This is a genomic window from Sphaerisporangium sp. NPDC088356, assembly GCF_040685555.1.
In the GTDB taxonomy this organism is placed as follows: Bacteria; Actinomycetota; Actinomycetes; order Streptosporangiales; family Streptosporangiaceae; genus Sphaerisporangium.
On sequence record NZ_JBFBIK010000006.1, the window covers coordinates 97,255 to 115,116 of the forward strand.

Genomic DNA, 17,862 nt, shown 5'->3' on the forward strand with positions numbered 1-17,862 from the left:
GTCCAGATCATCGACCGGCGGGCACGTCCCCTCGCCCGGCCTCCGGCTATGGCCCCCCTAGACCCTAGCCGTTCGGCCGTGACCGTGATCGCTCAGTGTTGATCCTGGACTCTCAAACCGTAACCGTCGCCTTCCGGCGACTACCGTGTGTCAGCCGGCCTCTCGCTTGATCCGGCGACGCTCACGCTCGGACAACCCTCCCCAGATGCCAAATCTCTCATCATGCTGTAGCGCGTATTCCAAGCACTCGGCCCGCACCTCGCAGGACCGGCACACCTTCTTGGCCTCCCGGGTGGAACCGCCCTTCTCCGGGAAAAACGCCTCCGGATCCGTCTGCGCGCACAACGCGCGCTCCTGCCATCCCAGCTCTTCCGCGCCGAGCACCTGTGCCATGACCAGATCGGTCAATGCACACCTCCTGCCGATCGCCCGCCCGCCCCGCAACGGAGCCCCCCTTTTGAACACCTTCCTCAATACCCACCATGTGAAAGGCGTAACAACACAGCTGTAATTACACGCGTGTGCCGCGTGTGGCGTCAAGCAGCAGGGCAGTATCCGGGGAAAGACCAGCTCACCCCGGTATGCGGGCCTTGGCGGAATATGTGGCCGTCTTCGACGTATCCCGCTACGCGGGATCCGACGGCGTTCTGTTATCCCCGATCTTCAATGCCCTCAGCGGTCGGAACCGTACCAGCGTGTTCCCTGATCAACACCTGGACCTGCCTGTTCTCTACTTCCGCTTTCCTCTGGCCTTGCCTGGGCCGACCGGTCGGGGGCGTAGATGGCGGTCGGGTCGATCGGCTCGTCCCGCTGTCCCTGCGCCCCGGCCGGGGGCATGGGAGCGTTCAGCGGGTCGTTCTGGAACGCCTTGGGGTCGAACCGGGTCGTCCTCTCGGCGGCGGGGTCCTCCCAGGCCGGCTGCTGCGGCTGGTAAGGCGGCTCCGGCGCCTGCTGGTACGGCCGGTCCTGCTGCGGCTGGGGGTAGCCCTGGTCCTGCGGCTGGGGATACGCCTGGTCCTGCGGTCGCTGGTACGGCTGGTCCTGGGGCTGCGGATACGGCTGCTCCTGGGCCGGCCGGTACGGCTGCGCGTCCGCCGGGGGCCGCGAATAGCCCGAGGAGTCCCCCGCCGGCTGCGGGTGGCCGAACGGGCTGCCGCTGTAGCCGGGCGCGTAGTCGGGCGTCCTCACCGGATGGGTGCCCGTGGTGTACTCCTGCGCGCCTTCCGAGGACGACCCGGCCTGCGACTGCTGGTAGCTCTGCGCCTGCTGGTAGGCCTGCGCGATCTGCTGCTGGCGCGCGTCGGCGGCCTCGGCGTACAGCGGGGACGGCTCGGGCTGGTGGCCGTAGTCGGCGCCGGAGTACCCGCCGGCCGGCTGCGAGCCGGACTGGCCGTACGAACCGGTCAGACCGGTCAGACCGGTCAGACCGGTCAGACCATAAGAGGACGGCTGGTCCAGCGGGCTCGGCTGCGGGCTGGTCTGGGAGTAGACCTGGGTCTGGTCCATCGGGTTCGCCTGCGGACCGGTCTGACCATATGACGAAGACGGCTGGTCCAGCGGGCTGGGCTGCTGGCCATAGGTCTGCGGTTGGTCCAGGGGACCGGTCTGGCCGTACGAGGACGGCTGGTCCAGCGGGCCCGTCTGGCCATAGGCCGGAGCCTTGTCCAGCGGGTTCGTCTGCGGACCGGTCTGACCGTACGAAGACGGCTGGTCCGGCGAGCCCGTCTGGCCGTACGCCGGCGACTGGTCCAGCGGGCTCGGCTGCTGACCCGTCTGGCCGTAGGGGGTGGCGGCCTCGGGCGCGGGCCGGCCGTAGGCGTGGGGCTGATCGAAGGCGGTCGGTGCCGTGAGCGGCTCAGGCACGGCCTGGCGGGCACCGGTCGTGAAGGCGTCGTTCATGCCGAAGGCCCCCACCCCGCCGCCCGAGGGCGCGTACGACGATGCCGCCTGCGGAGCGTACGGGTCAGACCCTTGCGAAGCGTACAGATCGGACGCCTGCTGGCTCTGCTGGCTCTGCTGGCTCTGCTGGCCGTACGAGGCGTTGGACTGCGGAGCGTACGGGGACGGGGGTTGCTGCCCGTACGACCCTGACGGCTGCGGGGCGGCGGACTCACCCTGGGAGCCCTGCGCGTACGGCTCGGACCTCAGGGCCGCCGCGTAGGCGTCGAGCGGCTGCGAGTGCTGGGGCGCGTAGGACGTGTCGCCGAGGGCGCCGGCCTCACCGGCGGGAGCGTACGGCCGTGCCTGCGGCTCCCCCTGCGGACCGAACTGCTGCTCCTGCGGACCGAACCGCTGCTCACCCTGCTGCCCGTATCGCGGCTGCTCACCCTGCTGGGCGAACTGCGGCTGGGGCTGCTCCCCTTGCTGGGCGAACTGGGGCTGCTCACCCTGCTGGCCGAACTGGGGCTGCGGGTTGTAGGGGTCGGGGACCGGCTGCTGCTGCGGGTAGGTCTCGGCCGGCCGCTGGTCGCCCTGCCCGTACGGCTGCTGGGGGGTGTGAGCCGGGGGCAGCGCGGGAAGCGCGGAGACCGGGGCGTTCTGCGCGGGCGCGTACGGCGGGTGCTCTCCGGGCCCGCCGAACCCCGGGTTCTCTCCCTGGAGAGGCTGCGGGGGGTACAGCCCCTGACCGTTGCCGTGGGGTGCCGGCTGCTCGGCGAAGCCCTGCCGGGGCCGCGCCGTCGAGGGCGCGCCGGGGGGCAGGATGGACAGCGCGTACACCAGGGCGACCGCGGTGAGGGCGAGGGCGGGCACGCCGGTCAGCAGGTACTCGATGATGCTCCAGCCGCCCGTGCCGCCACCGAGGAGCACGCCGATGAGGCTGATGAACCCGAAGAGCGCGGCGACCGCGAGCGCGGCGACGGCGACAAGGTTCACGAGCCGGGCACGCGGGGTGGGCTGTCCGAACCTCGTGACGAGCACGACGGCGCCGATCGCGAGCGCCAGGGCGAGTGGAGAGGTCAGCGTGCCGAGCGCGCCCGCCGACCTGGAGCCGAACGCCCCGTCTCCGAGGATCAGTCCCACGGCCGCGACGAGAACCTGTGCGCAAACCACCGCAAGCATGATCCACGCCGCAGGCTCGCGGAGCCGTCCGGGCTCAACTTTCACCACAACTACCCCCCAATGGGTCCATACGGCACCCGCAGTTTCGCACATCTCCCCACTTCGAGGACGCCGGACCCAACAACCTCATTGATCACACAAGCCCCGTATGAAAGCCATTCAACCGTTTCCACAAGCCTGTGAGCAGGGGTTTTACAGATCACTTCGCCGATTGCCCCGGCCAGGGACCAGGCAAGAAGATGGCAATGGAACACTTGACAGCATGCGCATCGTGTCCCTAGCGGGTGGAATCGGCGGCGCCCGTTTTCTTCGCGGACTCCTGGCCGCCATCCCCGACGCCGAGATCACCGTCATCGGCAACACCGGTGACGACATCACCCTTTTCGGCCTCCGGGTCTGTCCCGATCTCGACACCGTGATGTACACACTCGGCGGCGGCATCAACGAGGAGCAAGGCTGGGGGAGGGCCGGCGAGCAGCACCTGATCAAGTCGGAGCTGGCCGCCTACGGCATGGAGCCGCAGTGGTTCGGCCTCGGCGACAAGGACATCGCCACCCATATAGTCCGCACTCAGATGCTGAGCGCCGGCTACCCGCTGTCGGCGATCACCGAGGCGCTCTGCACGCGCTGGCAGCCCGGCGTGCGCCTGATCCCCATGACCGACGACCGCGCCGAGACCCACGTGGTCGTCAACGACGAGGGGGGCCGCCGCGCGATCCACTTCCAGGAGTGGTGGGTGCGGCTGCGGGCGTCGATCCCGGCGGAGCAGATCCTTCTCGTCGGCGCCGAGGAGGCCAAGCCCGCGCCCGGCGTGATCGAGGCGATCGAGGCGGCCGACGTGGTGATCCTCCCGCCCTCCAACCCCGTGGTCAGCATCGGCACCATCCTGCAGATCCCCGGCATCCGCGAGGCCCTCGAAGCCAAGACCGTGGTCGGCGTCTCGCCCATCATCGGCGGCGCCCCGGTCCGCGGCATGGCCGACGCGTGCCTCACCGCGATCGGCGTGGAGACCAGCGCCCAGGCGGTCCTTGAGCTGTACGGCTCGCGCCTGGTCGACGGCTGGCTGGTCGCCGAGGAGGACAAGGACGTCGCGCTCGACGGGGTCCGCGTGGTGGCCAGACCCCTGCTCATGAGCGACCTCGACGCCACCGCCGACATCGCCCGCGCCGCCCTCGAGCTGGCCGGATGAGTGACGTGGAGACCGGCCGCGCCGGAGCCGGGCAGTCGATCACCGTCCAGGGGGTGCACGGGCTGCCCGAGGTACGGCCCGGCGACGACCTCGCCGAGCTGATCACGCGAGCCCTGCCCGGCCTGGCCGACGGCGACATCCTCGTCGTCACGTCCAAGATCGTCAGCAAGGCCGAGGGCCGCGTCCGGCAGGGCGACAGCCGGGCGGCGGCCATCGCCGAGGAGACCGAGCGCGTCGTCGCGCGGCGCGGCGAGACCGTGATCGCCCAGACCCGGCACGGCTTCGTGATGGCCGCCGCCGGTGTGGACGCCTCCAACACCGAGCCCGGCACCGTGCTGCTGCTCCCCGAGGACCCTGACGCCTCCGCCCGCCGCATCCGGGCCGGCCTGAAGGCGAACGCCGGGGTCATCCTGTCGGACACCTTCGGGCGTCCCTGGCGCAACGGCCTGACCGACGTGGCGATCGGCGCGGCGGGCGTCCGGCCGCTCGACGACTTCCGCGGCAGATCGGACACCTACGGCAACCCGCTGTCCGCTACGGTCACCGCGCTGGTCGACGAGATCGCGGCGGCGGCCGAGCTGGTCAAGGGCAAGCTCGACGGGGTGCCTGTGGCGGTCGTCCGGGGCCTGTCCCACCTGGTGACCGCCGAGGACGGCCCGGGCGTCCGGCCGCTCGTACGGCCCGCCGACGAGGACATGTTCCGGTACGGCTCCGCCGACGTGCTGTTCGCCCGCCGCACCATCAGGGAGTTCTCCCCCGAGCCTGTGGACCCGGCCGCGGTCAGGCGGGCCGTGAACGCCGCGATCAGCGCGCCGGCCCCCCACCACACGACGCCGTGGCGTTTCGTGCTGCTGGAGTCGCCCTCGGCGCGCGAGAAGCTGCTGGACGCGATGCTGGAGGCCTGGATCCGCGACCTGCGCGCCACCGGCTTCACCGAGGAGTCGATCACGCGCCGGGTGCGGCGCGGCGACGTCCTTCGCCGGGCGCCCTACCTGGTGGTCCCCTGCCTGGTCATGGACGGCTCGCACACCTATCCCGACGACCGCCGCAACGCGGCCGAGCGCGAGATGTTCGTCGTCGCCATGGGCGCGGGCGTGGAGAACCTTCTGGTCCACCTCGCCGTCGAGGGCCTCGGCTCGGCCTGGGTGTCCTCCACGATGTTCTGCCGCGACATCGTACGGGAGGTGCTCGACCTACCGGAGTCCTGGGACCCGATGGGCGCCGTCGCCGTCGGCCACCCGGCCGCCCCGCCCAGGCAGCGTCCCCCGCGCGACGCCGCCGACTTCATCGTCACCCGCTAATGGGAGCTACCGGGTCGGCGGGCGCTGGTTGTCTACAAGGCCGCCGCCGGAAAGCACATCGGCAACATCCTGGCCGAGCTCGACCTGCCCCCCGCCGAGGACGACCACCGCCGTGTCCTCGCGGTGGTCACCTGCCTGCGCGGCTGACCTTCTGGAGCGGCCCGGCCTCAGCCCGGCTTGACGCACGTGGGGTGGCAGAGGCGGCGGGCGAGGGCGCTGAGGAACACGTCGATGATCTCGCCGGCCGAGGTGGCCACGTGGAGGGACCCGTTCGTGATCGAGGTGATCTCGCGAAGCCCGGCGGTGTCCACGTTCTTGCCGAAGGCGAGCACGATGATCTGCACGGGGTGGTCGGGGTCCCAGTCCTGGCGGAGCCTGTCCGCCAGGTCCTGCCGTGAGAGCCCCTTGCCGTCGTCCTTGCCCGCCGTGATGATCAGCAAGGAGTTGTTCATCGCGGGGTCGTACTTGTCCGTCACCTCGCGGAACCCCGCGAAGATCGAGTCGTAGAGCGAGCTGTCGCGGTCCTTGTAGGCCTTGAGCGTCTGGGTGAACCGGTCGAGGCGGCTCTGCCTGGTGAACTGGTCGTCCGCGCCGTCCGGCTGCGTGATCGGCCCGAGCCTGACCAGGGAGCGGTAGCCCTTGCCGCCGCCCAGCCCGTCCGCGAACTCCCACAGGCCCATCCGGGTAGAGCCGGGGAAGAGCTGGAGCCCGAGGTGGGTGGCCTGGAGCGCCACCGACAAGGGGGTGTCGCCCTTGGCTCCGGCGATGGGCTCGGCCATGTGCTTGGCGGCGTCGGCCAGCACCAGGATGTTGCTGGGCGGCGCGAGCCGGCTCCACGCGTCCAGGGCCTCGTCGATCATCAGTGGGGTGATCGACGGGCGCGGCCTCGGGCGGCCGGACGGGATCTCAGGTCCCGCGTTCATCGGCGCGTCCATGCCGTCGGGGAGGCGGAACCCGCCGCCGCGCACCGCCGCCCTCACCTCCGGGGAGGTCAGCCAGTTCCCGAAGAGCCGCGCGCCGGCCGCGTCGGCGGGGTCCGCGGAGGTGACCACGTACGGATAGTCGAGGATGATCGTGCCCTCTTTGGGGGTGAGCGCCACGACCGGATCGGGGGACGGCGTCCGGTTGTGCAGCCACACCGACTGCTCGGGCACGACGACGACCGGCCGCTTCCAGAACGAGTGGTCGTCCACGGCGGCGAGCATCGAGCGGTAGTCGGGGGCCGAGCCCGCCTGCGCCATCCGGACGAAGGCCGTCAGCTCCTTGTCGCCCTGGTCTCCCTCGCCCGCGATGTCCCTGGCCGCGGCCACGGTGGCGATGCCCGCCCCCGCCACCGACGGGTCCGGGATGCGGACGATGTCGGGCTCGTCCCCGGTCGGCTGGAGCCGTCCTCTCGCCGTGGCCGGGAAGATCATCTCCCAGCTCATGTCGGTGTTCCTGGTGGCGAACCGCTGGGCCAGGGAGCGCCTGGTCGCGAACACCAGCGGCGAGGCGGCCATCACGGTCTCGCTGGGCGCCATGCTGGGTGCGCCCTGCTTGCGCGCGAGCCGTATCCAGGCGGAGGAGTCGGCGATCCAGGCGTCCGGCCGGTGGGCGAGCACCCCGGCGCGGTCGCCGATCAGCGTGCGCAGCACGGGTGCCGGGGACTGCTCGGTGACCTGCACGAGCACGCAGCGCCCGTCCACGGCGGCCCTGGTCGCGTTGAACCCCTCGGCGGCCTCCATGGCGACAGGGGCGATGTCCACCGCGGCGTCCACGCCGACGAGCACCGGATCGCGGGACGAGCACGAGCCCGCCCCGCGCCGGCCGACCACAACGAGCACCCCGGCGACCAGGACGACGACGATGACCGCGGCCAGCACGCCGCGGCGCCCGGTCCGCCGGCGCGGGGGCTCGAAGACCGGTTCCGCGCGGTGCCGACCGTGTCGACCAGACGCCACGGGTTCGCCTTTCGGTGTCTCGTGTTGCATGTCTCGTGTTTCGGGGAGGAGTCGGACGATTCTCCCAACGGACACCGTAGGCAGCGCAAGTATCCCTAAGGCGGAAATGTAGAACTTGTTATAACCGTGTCTGGAAAGCCCCCGGCTGGCGGGTCATGGACGGGACGCGGCTACGGCGCCAGCAGCGGGACGGTCCTGCGCACGCTGCGGCAGACGCCGTCACTGGCCCTCGCCGCCGCGATGCGCTCCTCGGACGGCCTGCCGTACCCGGTGACGCGCTGGCGCAGCGGACGTCCGGTGGGCTCCACCATCGCGGCGATCTCGCTGATGGTCTTGTACGACCCGTTCTCCGACCCGGCCATGCGGCTGATCGTCTCCTCCATCAGCGTGCCGCCCAGGTCGTTCACCCCGCCGGACAGCACGGCCCGGCACAGCTCGTCCTGGAGCTTCACCCACGAGCACTGGATGTTGTCGATCGCGCCGTGCAGCATGATCCGCGCGAGCGCGTGCACGGCGCGGTTCTCCCGGGGGGTCGGGCCCGGCCGGGCGATGCCCGCCAGGTAGATCGGCGCGCTGTGGTGGACGAACGGCAGCAGCACGAACTCCGAGAAGCCGCCGGTCTCCTCCTGGATGCGGCGGATCAGCCGGATGTGCGCCACCCAGTGCGCGGGCGTGTCCACGTGGCCGTACATCATCGTCGAGGTCGTCGGGATGCCCACGCGGTGGGCGGTGGTGACGACGTCCACCCACTCCCTGGTGGGGAGCTTGCCCTTGGTCAGGACCCAGCGCACGTCGTCGTCGAGGATCTCGGCCGCCGTGCCCGGCAGCGAGTCGACCCCGGCCTCCTTCGCCGCCACGAGCCAGTCGTGGACCGACATGTTGGTGCGGCTGGCTCCGTTGATGACCTCCATCGGCGAGAAGGCGTGGACATGCATCTCCGGGCACCTCTCCTTGACCGCCTTGGCGATCTCGAAGTAGGCCGTGCCGGGCAGGTCGGGGTGGATGCCGCCCTGCATGCACACCTCGGTCGCCCCCGCCTCCCACCCCTCGGCCGCCCGGTCGGCGACCTGCTCCAGGGACAGGGTGTAGGCGTCGGCGTCGGTACGCCGCTGCGCGAACGCGCAGAAGCGGCAGCCGGTGTAGCAGACGTTGGTGAAGTTGATGTTCCGGTTCACGACGTAGGTGACGTCGTCGCCCACGGCCTGCCTGCGCAGGTCGTCCGCGACCCGGCACAGCTCATCCAGGTCGGCCCCGTCGGCGCTCAGCAGCGTGAGAGCCTGGGCGTCGGTGAGCCCCGCGGGGTCCGAGGCGGCGCGGCGGAGCGCCTCGCGCATGTCGGCGCCGATCGCGCTGCCCGCCGGCGCCCCGTCCGGGGCGGGAGTCCGCTCACGCAGGGCTTCCCAGTCACCGTAGACGTTGTCGAAGTCGTCGCGCCTGTCGTGCGTGCGGCCTGTGGAGTCCACCTCCACGTGCAGGTCCGTACGACCCATCGAGGCGAACCCGCCGTCGGGCTCCTGCCACGGCCTGCCGACCGGGATGGTGTCCAGGGCCAGGCCGGTCTCGGGGTCGGACAGCGCGGCCACGTGACCCCGCAGGCGCGGGTCCAGCCAGGGCTCCCCCGCGAGGATGTACTCCGGGTAGATCGTGAGCCGCTCCTTGAGCGTGAACCCGGCCTCGGCCGTGCGGGCGGCGAGCTCCTCGATCTGCGGCCAGGGGCGCTCGGGGTTCACGTGGTCGGGCGTCAGCGGCGATACCCCGCCCCAGTCGTCGATGCCGGCCCTGATCATCAGGGCGTACTCGTCGCCGATGAGGTTCGGCGGCGCCTGGACGCGTGCCTTGGTGCCGAGCACGAGCCGGGTGACGGCGATCGTCGCGGCCAGCTCATGCAGGTCGGCGTCCCGCATGCCGCGCATGGCCGTGTCCGGCTTCGCGCGGAAGTTCTGCACGATGACTTCCTGCACAGCCCCGTACTCGCGGGCGACGCGGCGGATCGCGAAGATCGACTCGGCGCGGTCGGCGATGGTCTCACCTATGCCGATCAGTACGCCCGTGGTGAACGGCACGTTGGTGCGCCCCGCGTCCTCCAGCACGCGCAGCCGTACGGCCGGGTCCTTGTCGGGCGAGCCGTAGTGGGCCTCGCCCTTCTCCTCGAACAGCCGCCGGGAGGTCGTCTCCAGCATCATGCCCATGGACGGGGCGACCGGCTTGAGCCGCTGCAGGTCGCTCCAGGTCATCACGCCCGGGTTGAGGTGCGGGAGCAGCCCCGTCTCCTCAAGGACGCGGATCGCCATGGCGCGCACGTAGGAGAGCGTGTCGTCGTACCCGTGGGCGTCCAGCCACTCCTTGGCCTGGTGCCAGCGGTCCTCGGGGCGGTCGCCCAGCGTGAACAGGGCCTCCTTGCAGCCCATGGCGGCGCCCTGGCGGGCGATGTCCAGCACCTCGTCGGGACTGAGGAAGGCGGCGGGAAGCTTGCCGGGCGCCGTGGCGAACGTGCAGTAGCCACATCGGTCGCGGCACAACCTGGTCAGGGGGATGAAGACCTTGCGGCTGTAGGTGACGACCCCCTCCCGTCCCACCGAGGCCAGCCCCGCGTCCCTGACGCGGCCGGCGTATTCGAGGAGCCGGTCCAGGTCGGCTCCTCGGGCATGCAACAGAACCGTGGCCTCCGTCACGTCGAGCGCCTTGCCGTCTCTGGCCCTGGCCAGCGCCCGCCGCATCGCGGCGTCTGTGGGGTTCACGTCCATGGAACGCACAGTACGGAATCACCTGGACCCGGCACGCGGGCGGGGTCCAGCAGATGCTGTCGCATTTAGCGATCCTTAAGAGTAAGAGTCACGAATTCTCGATAGACGTAAACATATGCACGGGCACACACTTACAGAGTCACTCCCCGCGCATCCCCCAAGGAGACTCCGATGTCCTTGTTGGTCCTCGCCCTCATCGTCGCGGCCGCCCTTCTCGCCCCGTTCTTCGGCGCCGACACGCGCGACGGCCGCGACTGGAAGCCGAGCACGCCGCTGATACCCGGCGAGCGGCGCTCGTATCCCCCGCGACCTCCGCTCAGAAGGCCCGATAGTCCCGAGCGGCCATCCGAGGTCCGCGCGCCGGTGGCCTGTGCCCGCCAAGTTCGAGCAGGCGGATGATCCTGTGGCGGTGCCCCCGGTAGGGAGCGAGCAGCTCCAGCATCCCGGCGTCGTCGGTCTTGCGGCCGGTGAGCGACCACCCGACCAGCGAGGGCAGGTGGTAGTCACCGACCGAGACGGCGTCCGGGTCACCGTGGGCCCGCTGCCGCGTCTCCGCCGACGTCCACACCCCGATGCCGGGCAGCGCCCGTAACAGCCTGTCCGCCTCCGCGGACCCCGCCGCCTCCAGCTTCTCCGCGTGCAGGGCCGCGTTCACGATCGTCCTGGCCCGTACGGCCTCCGCCCCCGCGCGGTGCCAGTCCCACGAGGGGACCTTCCGCCACACCTCCGGCTCGGGGAAGACCCGCATGGCCGTGGGCGCCGGGCCCGGCGCGGGCTCGCCGTACTTCCGCAGGAGCCACCGCCACGCCCGCCACGCCTCTCGGCCGACGACCTTCTGCTCCAGCACCGCGGGCACCAGCGCCTCGAAGACCCGCAGCGTACGGCCGACGCGCAAGCCGCCGTACCGGGCGGCCAGCTCGCGGATGAGCTGGTGGCCGTCGAGCCCCAGCCGCTCGACCAGCCCATGGAAGCCGGAGATCTCGTCCTCCGCGCCGAGGAGCCGGGGCAGCGTCTCGAGCATCCACTCGGCCCCCGGACCCCACGCCTGGGCGACGACGACGGCCTCGTGCGGCCGGGCCGTCACGCGGATGGTGCCCGCCCCCTCGGGCGTGCGGCAGGTGCGCCAGATCGCCCTGTCGGCCGCGAACTGCCAGGCGGGATCACCGCTGCCACGGCGATGCGGGGCCATCGTGGCCTCCACATCGAGGGGCCCCTCCGGGCGCCACCTGCGTTCTCGCACGACGCCAGGCTACGGGCGACCTGGAGCGCCCGCTGACAGTGGTCAGATGTCGCTGGAGAACCGGACCGCGCCCGCGGGCAGCGTCACCGCGGGCCAGACGCGGGCGCCGGCCAGCAGCTCGTTGCCGGGGCCGACGACGGCGCCGTCACCGATCACGGCGTTCCTCAGTACCGCCCCCGAGCAGATGCGCGCTCCCACGCCCACCACGGACTCGACCACGGTCGCCCCGGACTCGACCACGCAGTCGGCGTACAGCACGCTGCCCCGGACGGAGGCGTCGGACTCGACGACCGCCCGGGGGCCGACGACCGTGCCGCCGGCGACCTTGGCGTTCGGGGAGACCCTGGCCTCCGGCAGCGCGAGGGACTCCCCGCACGGGCCGGGAAGCGCGGGAGAGGCCAGGCGGCCCAGCACCAGATCGCAGGAGCCCTGGACGAAGGCCGCGGGGGTGCCCACGTCAAGCCAGTAGGACCGGTCGGCGTACCCGAGCACCAGCTCGCCGGAGGCGATCAGGCCGGGGAAGGTCTCGCGCTCGACCGAGACGACCTGCCCCTGCGGGATCTGGTCGATGAACGACCGCTGGAACACGTAGCATCCGGCGTTGATGCGGTTCGTCACAGGGTTCGGGGTCTTCTCCAGGAAGGCCGTGACCCGGCCGTCGGCGTCGCTCGGCACGCATCCGAACCGCGACGGATCGTCCACCTCGGTCAGATGGAGCGTTACAGCGGCCCCGCGCGAGACGTGCAGCCCGACCTGCTCGGAGACGTCGTGCCCGGACAGGATGTCGCCGTTGAGCACGAGCACCGGAGAGTCGGCGCCGCAGGTCAGCGCCTCGGCGGCGTTGCGGATGGCCCCGCCCGTGCCGAGCGGGCTCTCCTCGGTCATGTATTCGAGCGAGAGGCCGAACGCCGAGCCGTCACCGAAGACGTCGGCGAACATCGAGGCGCGGTAGGAGGTGGCGAAGACGATCCGGCGCACGCCGAACGACCTGGCTCTCGCCAGCTGGTGGGCCAGGAAAGGGACGCCGGCCGTCGGGAGCAGCGGCTTGGGGGTGCTCAGGGTCAGGGGGCGGAGCCTCGTGCCCTGCCCGCCCACAAGGAGAATGGCCTCAAGGTGCGCCGACTCCGGCGAGTAGCTCTCCGTCACACCGTGAGGCTAGCTCACTGATCGACCGCACGTTGGTAGGACACCATATGTGCCTCAGCCGACACATCCCACGTGAATTCCCGTGAACGGGCGATACCGGCCGTGGAGAGCCACGCCCGCCGCTCCGCCGACTCCAGCAACGTCCTCAGGGCGTCCCTGATGCTCTCGGCGTCGGGCTCGGTGTAGGCGACGGCCTCCCCGCCGACCTCCGGCAGGGACGTGCGATGGGTGGTGAGCACGGGCGCGCCGCAGGCCATGGCCTCCAGGACGGGCAGGCCGAAGCCCTCGCCACGCGAAGGGAACGCCACCACGACCGCACCGCCGAGGAACCCCGGCAGGTCGGCGAAGGAGAGGTAGCCGGGGCGCACGACCCGCACGGTGACGGGGAGCTCGCTGATCGCGGCGTTCACCTCGTCGTTCCAGCCGGCCCCGCTGGCCAGCACCAGGGCGGGCGGCGATGGCAGGTCGCTGACGGCCTGGCCGAAGCCCTTCACCAGATTCGGAACGTTCTTACGGGGCTCGAAGGCGCCGAGAAAGGCGACATAGGGACGGCCGTGCAGGCCGAGGCGGTCGGCCGCCCTCTTGATCTCCTGCTCGGAGGGCTGGTGGAACAGCCCTGTGTCGACCCCGTGGTAGGCGACGTCGATGCGCGTCGGGTCGGCGGCGAGCACCCGTACGAGCTCGTCGCGGGTGGCCTTGGAGGGCACGATGACGCGCGTGGAGTTGCGGACCGCGGTGCGCGTGGCGGCCCGGAAGAACGACGCCCTGACGGGGTTGTGCTGCTCGGGCTCGGTGAACCACGTGACGTCGTGCACGGTGGCCACAGTGGGCAGCCCGGAGTGCAAGGGGATCGAGTAGAAGGGGGCGTGGATGACCTGCGCGCCGACCTGGCGGGCCAGCACCGGTATGCCGGTCTGCTCCCACACCAGCCGGGTGCCCCTGCTGGAGATCGCCGGAGGCCCGGCGAGGATGCGCGCGGAGGGGGCGATCTTGCCGTACCGCTCGGCGTCGGCCCGCTGGCAGACGACCGCGAGATCGGCGCCCGCCCGGTCGAGAGCGGCAAGGAGTCCGTCGACATAGCGGATCAGGGCCCCGCGGTCCGCGGGAACGGCTGCGGCGTCGACGAGCACTCGGGGCGTCAAGAGCGATCGCTCCTCTCGGGTCTCCGGGCCGGTCAAGGACGGAGACCAGATGCGGGCGAAGGCCGCCTGCTCGTGCGAACCGGCAGGGGCAATGAAATGTCCCACCGGCTGCCGCCGGCACCGTCGCCGCCGATCCCCATCAGATTCACTCTATTGCGATGCTCCCCGAATCCGTGAGAGAAATCACAGGCCATTTCATCCTTCTCGGCGGCGGCGAATGGGGAGACATCAGTCGCTCTGAGCCGCCGCCGGCACGGTCTCCGCACGGCGTGCGGCCAGGCCGGCGAGCCCGGCGCAGACGAGGTCCCCGGCCGACACGACCAGGCGCGAGCACAGCGCCGCCGCGATCGCCGAGCCCCCGTCGAGCACCGGCGCGAGGGCCGCCACCATGGCCACCTCGCGCACGCCGGCTCCGGCCGGGGCGATGACCACGATGAAGCCCAGGCACCAGGCGAGTGCGAACGCCCCGACGGACAGGACCAGTGCCCTCGGCCCGGGGGCGCCGAGCCCGGCGACGATCAGCGCGAGGTGCACCCCGTACGCCACCCAGCCCAGGAAGGCCCATCCGACCGAGGTGAGCACGCCCCTGCGGGTCAGCGGGCGCTCCAGCGGGGGCCGCTTGATCAGCTTGAGCCCGAAGCCGAGTACGGCGTTGACGACGCGGGGATGCAGGCCCACGACCAGCAGGGGCAGCAGCAGGAGCATCCACGCGTAGCCCGCCACCGAGTCACCGGCGAACGCGGGCAGGGTCACGAGGGCCACCGCGAGACCACTGACCAGGTAGATCGGATATGTCAGGAAAAATGCGGCGGCGCTGCGGGGGCGTGGGACGCCGAGGTCCTTGCCCATCTCCATCTGCGCGAGCACCGGCCAGAGCGACCCGGGGATGTACTTGCCGAGCTGCCCCACGAAGAACACCTTGGCCGCGTCGCGGAACCGCAGCGGCGAGCCGAGATCGGCCAGCAGCGCCCGCCACATCATCATGCCCGCCGTCAGCGCCGCCAGCACGGCGACGAGGGACCCTGCGAGGAGCGGCCAGGAGAGCCTGGTGAAGCCGTCGGCCACCTGTGTCCACCGCCCCGCGATGGCCCAGGCCCCGAACCCCAGCGCCACCAGCAGAAAGGCGAGCCTGACGAGCTTCTTGCGCGTCACGGCGCGCGTACGGGCTCGGGAGGCTGCGGGAGGGCGGGGCCGAGGGGCCGGCGCGGGCTCTTGGTCGCGACCCACAGGTAGGTCGGCACGACCGGCAGCAGCGCCCGCAGCGCGGCGCGGGGCGTCCTCGCCAGCGTGCCCTGGGCGGCGCGCCCGACGGCGCCGGGGAACAACTCGGTGCCGGCGAACCGCTCCGGCGAGGCGAGCACGGGGAACGAGTAGTCCCAGACGTGGAAGTCCCGGAGCATCCGGCGCAGCCCGCCCCTCGTGCGGAACCGCTCGTAGTAGTGGTCGGCCCGGCCGGACGCGCGGACGTAGCGATCGGCGAGCGACGGCGGCAGGTAGGACAGGAACGGCAGCTTGTAGTGCGGTTCCATCACGCCGAGCCGGTTGCCGAGGCCGAGATACAGCACGCCGTCGCCGGCGAGCACCCGGTGCATCTCCTTGACCACGGCGTCGGGGTCGACGACGTGCTCGTAAATGTGGTTGAACACCAGGACGTCGATCGACCCGTCGGGGAAGGGCAGCGCGGTGCCGTCGGCGCAGACGAACTCGACCCTCTTGCCGAAACGCTCGGCCGCCCTGCGCAGCCCGGGGACGTCGATGTCGACCCCGAAAGCCCGGTGAGCGCCCGCGGAAGCCAGCTCGTCGGCGATGAACCCGGCCGAGCACCCGATGTCGGCGACGGTCAGCCCGTCGAGCACCGGCGAATCGGGATCGCGGCCCAGGAAGTGCGCGAGCACAGCGATGATCTTGGCGGCCTTGCGGCGTCGCTTGGCCTCATCCAGCATCGCGGCCTGAAGCTCGGAGTACTCAAGCTGCGCCACGCGTTCCTTACCCACGCCGCCCAAGAGTAGTGGGTTCGGCGCGCGCGGCTCCGATTCCTCTCTCTTGACCATGAACGGTTCCACGTGGAGTAACGATGCGGGGCAGAACCTACCAGCCGGTAACGAGTGGCCGTACGCTGAGCGGATGCTGAGCCGTCTGCGATCGAGTCCCCTGCTCCGGGTGGGTCTGGCGCTCGTCGCCCTGGCTTTCCTGACGTACGGCCTGCGCAGGAACTGGAACGACTCCGTGGCCGCGCTGAGCGGGCTGTCGTGGTGGACGGTGGCCGGGTCCCTCGCCGCCGTCCTCATCGGGCTCGGGTTCATGCTGCTGGCCTGGCGGGCCGTGCTGGCCGGGTTCGGCTCCCCGCTGCCTCTGCGCGTCGCCGCCAAGGTCCTGTTCATGGGACAGCTCGGCAAGTACGTCCCCGGCTCGGTGTGGGCGTTCGCCGCGATGGTGGAGCTGGCCCGCGACCACGGCTCCCCGCCCCGCCGCACGTTCGGCGCGACGGTGGTGGGCCTTGTGACCTCGCTCGGCTGCGCGCTCGCGCTCGCGGCGGTGACGCTGCCCCTGACCTCGCAGGCGGTGGCCAGGCAGACGTGGTACCTGCTGCTGCTGATCCCGCTCATCGTCATTGGCCTGCACCCCCGGGTGCTGACCTTCGGGCTCAACCTCGTGCTGAGGATCGGGCGCAAGGAGCCGCTCGACCGGGTGCTGTCCGGGCCGGCGATGCTGGCCGCGACCGCGTGGACGATGATCGGCTGGCTGTTCTACGGCGTGCACATCTGGCTGCTGCTCACCGACATGCGTCCCGGCGGTCCATCGCTGTTCGCCGTCGCCGCCGGGGCGTACGCGCTCGCGTGGGTGACCGGCCTGCTCACCGTGATCGTCCCGGCCGGCATCGGGGTCCGCGAGGGCGCCATGGTGCTGGTGCTCGCACCCCTCCTGGACGCTCCCCGCGCGCTGGTCATCGCGATCGTGTCCCGGCTGGCCTTCACCCTGGCCGACGTCCTGTGGGCCGGGCTGGGCTTCCTGCTGGCGCGCGGTCAGGCGTCCGAGGAGAGCAGGGCCTCGGCGTACGCCGCCCAGTAGGGGTCGGGGTCCACGGCCTTCACGCCCTGGCGCAGCCGCTCGGGCTCGCCCTCCGCGTAGAACCGGGTGATCGCCTCGGTGAGCGCCCCGGCCGAACCCGGCTCGACGAGCAGCCCGTCGACCCCGTCGGTGACGTGGTCTGCCAGGGCCCCCACGCGGGTGGCGATGACCGGGAGGCCGTGCTCGTGGCCGAGCCAGGCGTTCTGGCTGGCCGTGACGCTGCGGTAGGGCAGCACTAGGGCGTCGGCCCCGGCGAACAGCGCGGGCAGGTCGCCGGCGGGGACGTACCCCGGCCGCAGCTCGACCCGCTCACCCAGGCCCAGCTCCGCGATCAGGGCGCGGGTCTCGTCCAGGCCGCCCCAGAACTCGCCCGCGACCGTGAGCGAGACGCCCGGCACGGGGGCCAGCGCGCGCAGCAGCAGGTCGAGCCCCTTGTACGGCCGGACCATGCCGAAGAACAGCAGCCTGTGCCGAACCCCGCCGTCGGACCTCGCCTCGGCGGTCGTGGGCAGGTGCGGCGGCAGCGCGGCGACCCGGACCGGCGCGGACGCCAGGTCGCGGGCGAGCCCCGCCTGCTCCTCGGAATGCGCCAGCACCCGGTCGGCCCGCCGCAGCAACGCCTTCACCAGCGGGGCGTCGTACGGCTTGCGCTCGTGCGGCAGCACGTTGTGGCAGAGCGCGACCACCGGGCTCCTGCGGCGCAGGCCGTAAAGGATGCCCAGGTAGGCGGGCACCTGCACGGAGCTCAGCAGGGTCAGCACGGCGAGGTCGGCGCCGCGCAGCCGTCGCCCGCAGCGGACCCACCCGTCGGGACGACGCCAGTCGAGGTCACGCCGGACGTGCGGGAACGGCCTGCCCTCGGGCGCCGAGATCGTCTGCTGCCCGGGATACAGGAAGGAGGGGTACTGCGCACGCCAGGACTCGATCACGACGTCGTGGCCCAGGGCCGCCAGCCGGTGCGCCAGCTCCGTGGTGTGCTGGGCCCCGCCGCCCTTGTACGGGTAGGCGGGCCCGACGATCGCGACCCGCAC

The 17,862-nt window shown here is 71.6% G+C and carries 13 protein-coding genes and 1 pseudogene; 4 read left to right on the top strand and 10 right to left on the bottom strand.

The features are described from left to right. Positions 1–150: 150 nt before the first annotated feature. Together AB0O34_RS04545 and AB0O34_RS04550 are read right to left on the bottom strand one after the other, a co-directional pair. Positions 151–393, bottom strand: coding sequence for a WhiB family transcriptional regulator (locus AB0O34_RS04545; protein ID WP_114031515.1), 243 nt, complete (start codon positions 391–393; stop codon positions 151–153). Between the two features lie 279 nt (positions 394–672). Further along, complete coding sequence (locus AB0O34_RS04550) at positions 673–3,060, bottom strand: hypothetical protein (RefSeq protein ID WP_363912532.1); 2,388 nt, start codon at positions 3,058–3,060, stop codon at positions 673–675. Positions 3,061–3,322: 262 nt separating this feature from the next. Here AB0O34_RS04550 and cofD point away from each other — a divergent pair, with 262 nt between their 5' ends. The 3 genes and pseudogenes from cofD to AB0O34_RS04565 form a co-directional block, all read left to right on the top strand. Then, the gene (gene cofD / locus AB0O34_RS04555) at positions 3,323–4,249 is read left to right on the top strand and encodes a 2-phospho-L-lactate transferase (protein WP_363912534.1); all 927 of its coding nucleotides are present in this window, start codon (positions 3,323–3,325) and stop codon (positions 4,247–4,249) included. Beyond that, positions 4,246–5,550, top strand: a complete 1,305-nt coding sequence (locus AB0O34_RS04560) for a coenzyme F420-0:L-glutamate ligase (RefSeq protein WP_363912536.1) — start codon at positions 4,246–4,248, stop codon at positions 5,548–5,550. The genes cofD and AB0O34_RS04560 overlap by 4 nt, the downstream gene beginning before the upstream one ends. An 18-nt stretch (positions 5,551–5,568) precedes the next feature. Then, positions 5,569–5,697 (top strand): annotated as a pseudogene (locus tag AB0O34_RS04565) (DNA-binding response regulator); the annotation flags it as partial. A gap of 20 nt (positions 5,698–5,717) precedes the next feature. Here the strand turns inward: AB0O34_RS04565 and AB0O34_RS04570 are convergent. From AB0O34_RS04570 to AB0O34_RS04600, 7 genes are all read right to left on the bottom strand, one after another. Further along, on the bottom strand, positions 5,718–7,490 hold the full coding sequence (locus AB0O34_RS04570; RefSeq protein ID WP_363912538.1) for a substrate-binding and VWA domain-containing protein: 1,773 nt from the start codon (positions 7,488–7,490) through the stop codon (positions 5,718–5,720). A gap of 170 nt (positions 7,491–7,660) precedes the next feature. Next, positions 7,661–10,234: a bifunctional FO biosynthesis protein CofGH gene (locus AB0O34_RS04575; RefSeq protein ID WP_363912540.1), complete on the bottom strand. Its 2,574-nt coding sequence runs from the start codon at positions 10,232–10,234 to the stop codon at positions 7,661–7,663. A 316-nt stretch (positions 10,235–10,550) separates the two neighbouring features. Then, positions 10,551–11,423 (bottom strand): DNA-3-methyladenine glycosylase 2 family protein, encoded by an 873-nt coding sequence (locus tag AB0O34_RS04580; RefSeq protein ID WP_363912542.1) that lies wholly within the window; start codon positions 11,421–11,423, stop codon positions 10,551–10,553. Positions 11,424–11,516: 93 nt separating this feature from the next. Further along, on the bottom strand, positions 11,517–12,620 hold the full coding sequence (locus AB0O34_RS04585) for an NDP-sugar synthase (RefSeq protein ID WP_363912544.1): 1,104 nt from the start codon (positions 12,618–12,620) through the stop codon (positions 11,517–11,519). Positions 12,621–12,634: 14 nt separating this feature from the next. Continuing rightward, positions 12,635–13,762, bottom strand: coding sequence for a glycosyltransferase family 1 protein (locus tag AB0O34_RS04590; protein ID WP_363912546.1), 1,128 nt, complete (start codon positions 13,760–13,762; stop codon positions 12,635–12,637). Positions 13,763–13,990: 228 nt separating this feature from the next. Further along, positions 13,991–14,914, bottom strand: coding sequence for a lysylphosphatidylglycerol synthase transmembrane domain-containing protein (locus AB0O34_RS04595; RefSeq protein ID WP_363912548.1), 924 nt, complete (start codon positions 14,912–14,914; stop codon positions 13,991–13,993). Further along, the gene (locus AB0O34_RS04600) at positions 14,911–15,741 is read right to left on the bottom strand and encodes a class I SAM-dependent methyltransferase (protein ID WP_363912550.1); all 831 of its coding nucleotides are present in this window, start codon (positions 15,739–15,741) and stop codon (positions 14,911–14,913) included. Before AB0O34_RS04600 ends, AB0O34_RS04595 begins: the two co-directional genes overlap by 4 nt. A gap of 145 nt (positions 15,742–15,886) precedes the next feature. On the opposite strand from AB0O34_RS04600, the gene AB0O34_RS04605 reads away from it, so the two are divergent. Beyond that, on the top strand, positions 15,887–16,831 hold the full coding sequence (locus tag AB0O34_RS04605) for a lysylphosphatidylglycerol synthase domain-containing protein (protein WP_363912552.1): 945 nt from the start codon (positions 15,887–15,889) through the stop codon (positions 16,829–16,831). On the opposite strand, the gene AB0O34_RS04610 is transcribed toward AB0O34_RS04605, so the two are convergent. After that, positions 16,786–17,862: a glycosyltransferase family 4 protein gene (locus tag AB0O34_RS04610; protein ID WP_363912554.1), complete on the bottom strand. Its 1,077-nt coding sequence runs from the start codon at positions 17,860–17,862 to the stop codon at positions 16,786–16,788. The two genes, AB0O34_RS04605 and AB0O34_RS04610, sit on opposite strands and share 46 nt — an antisense overlap.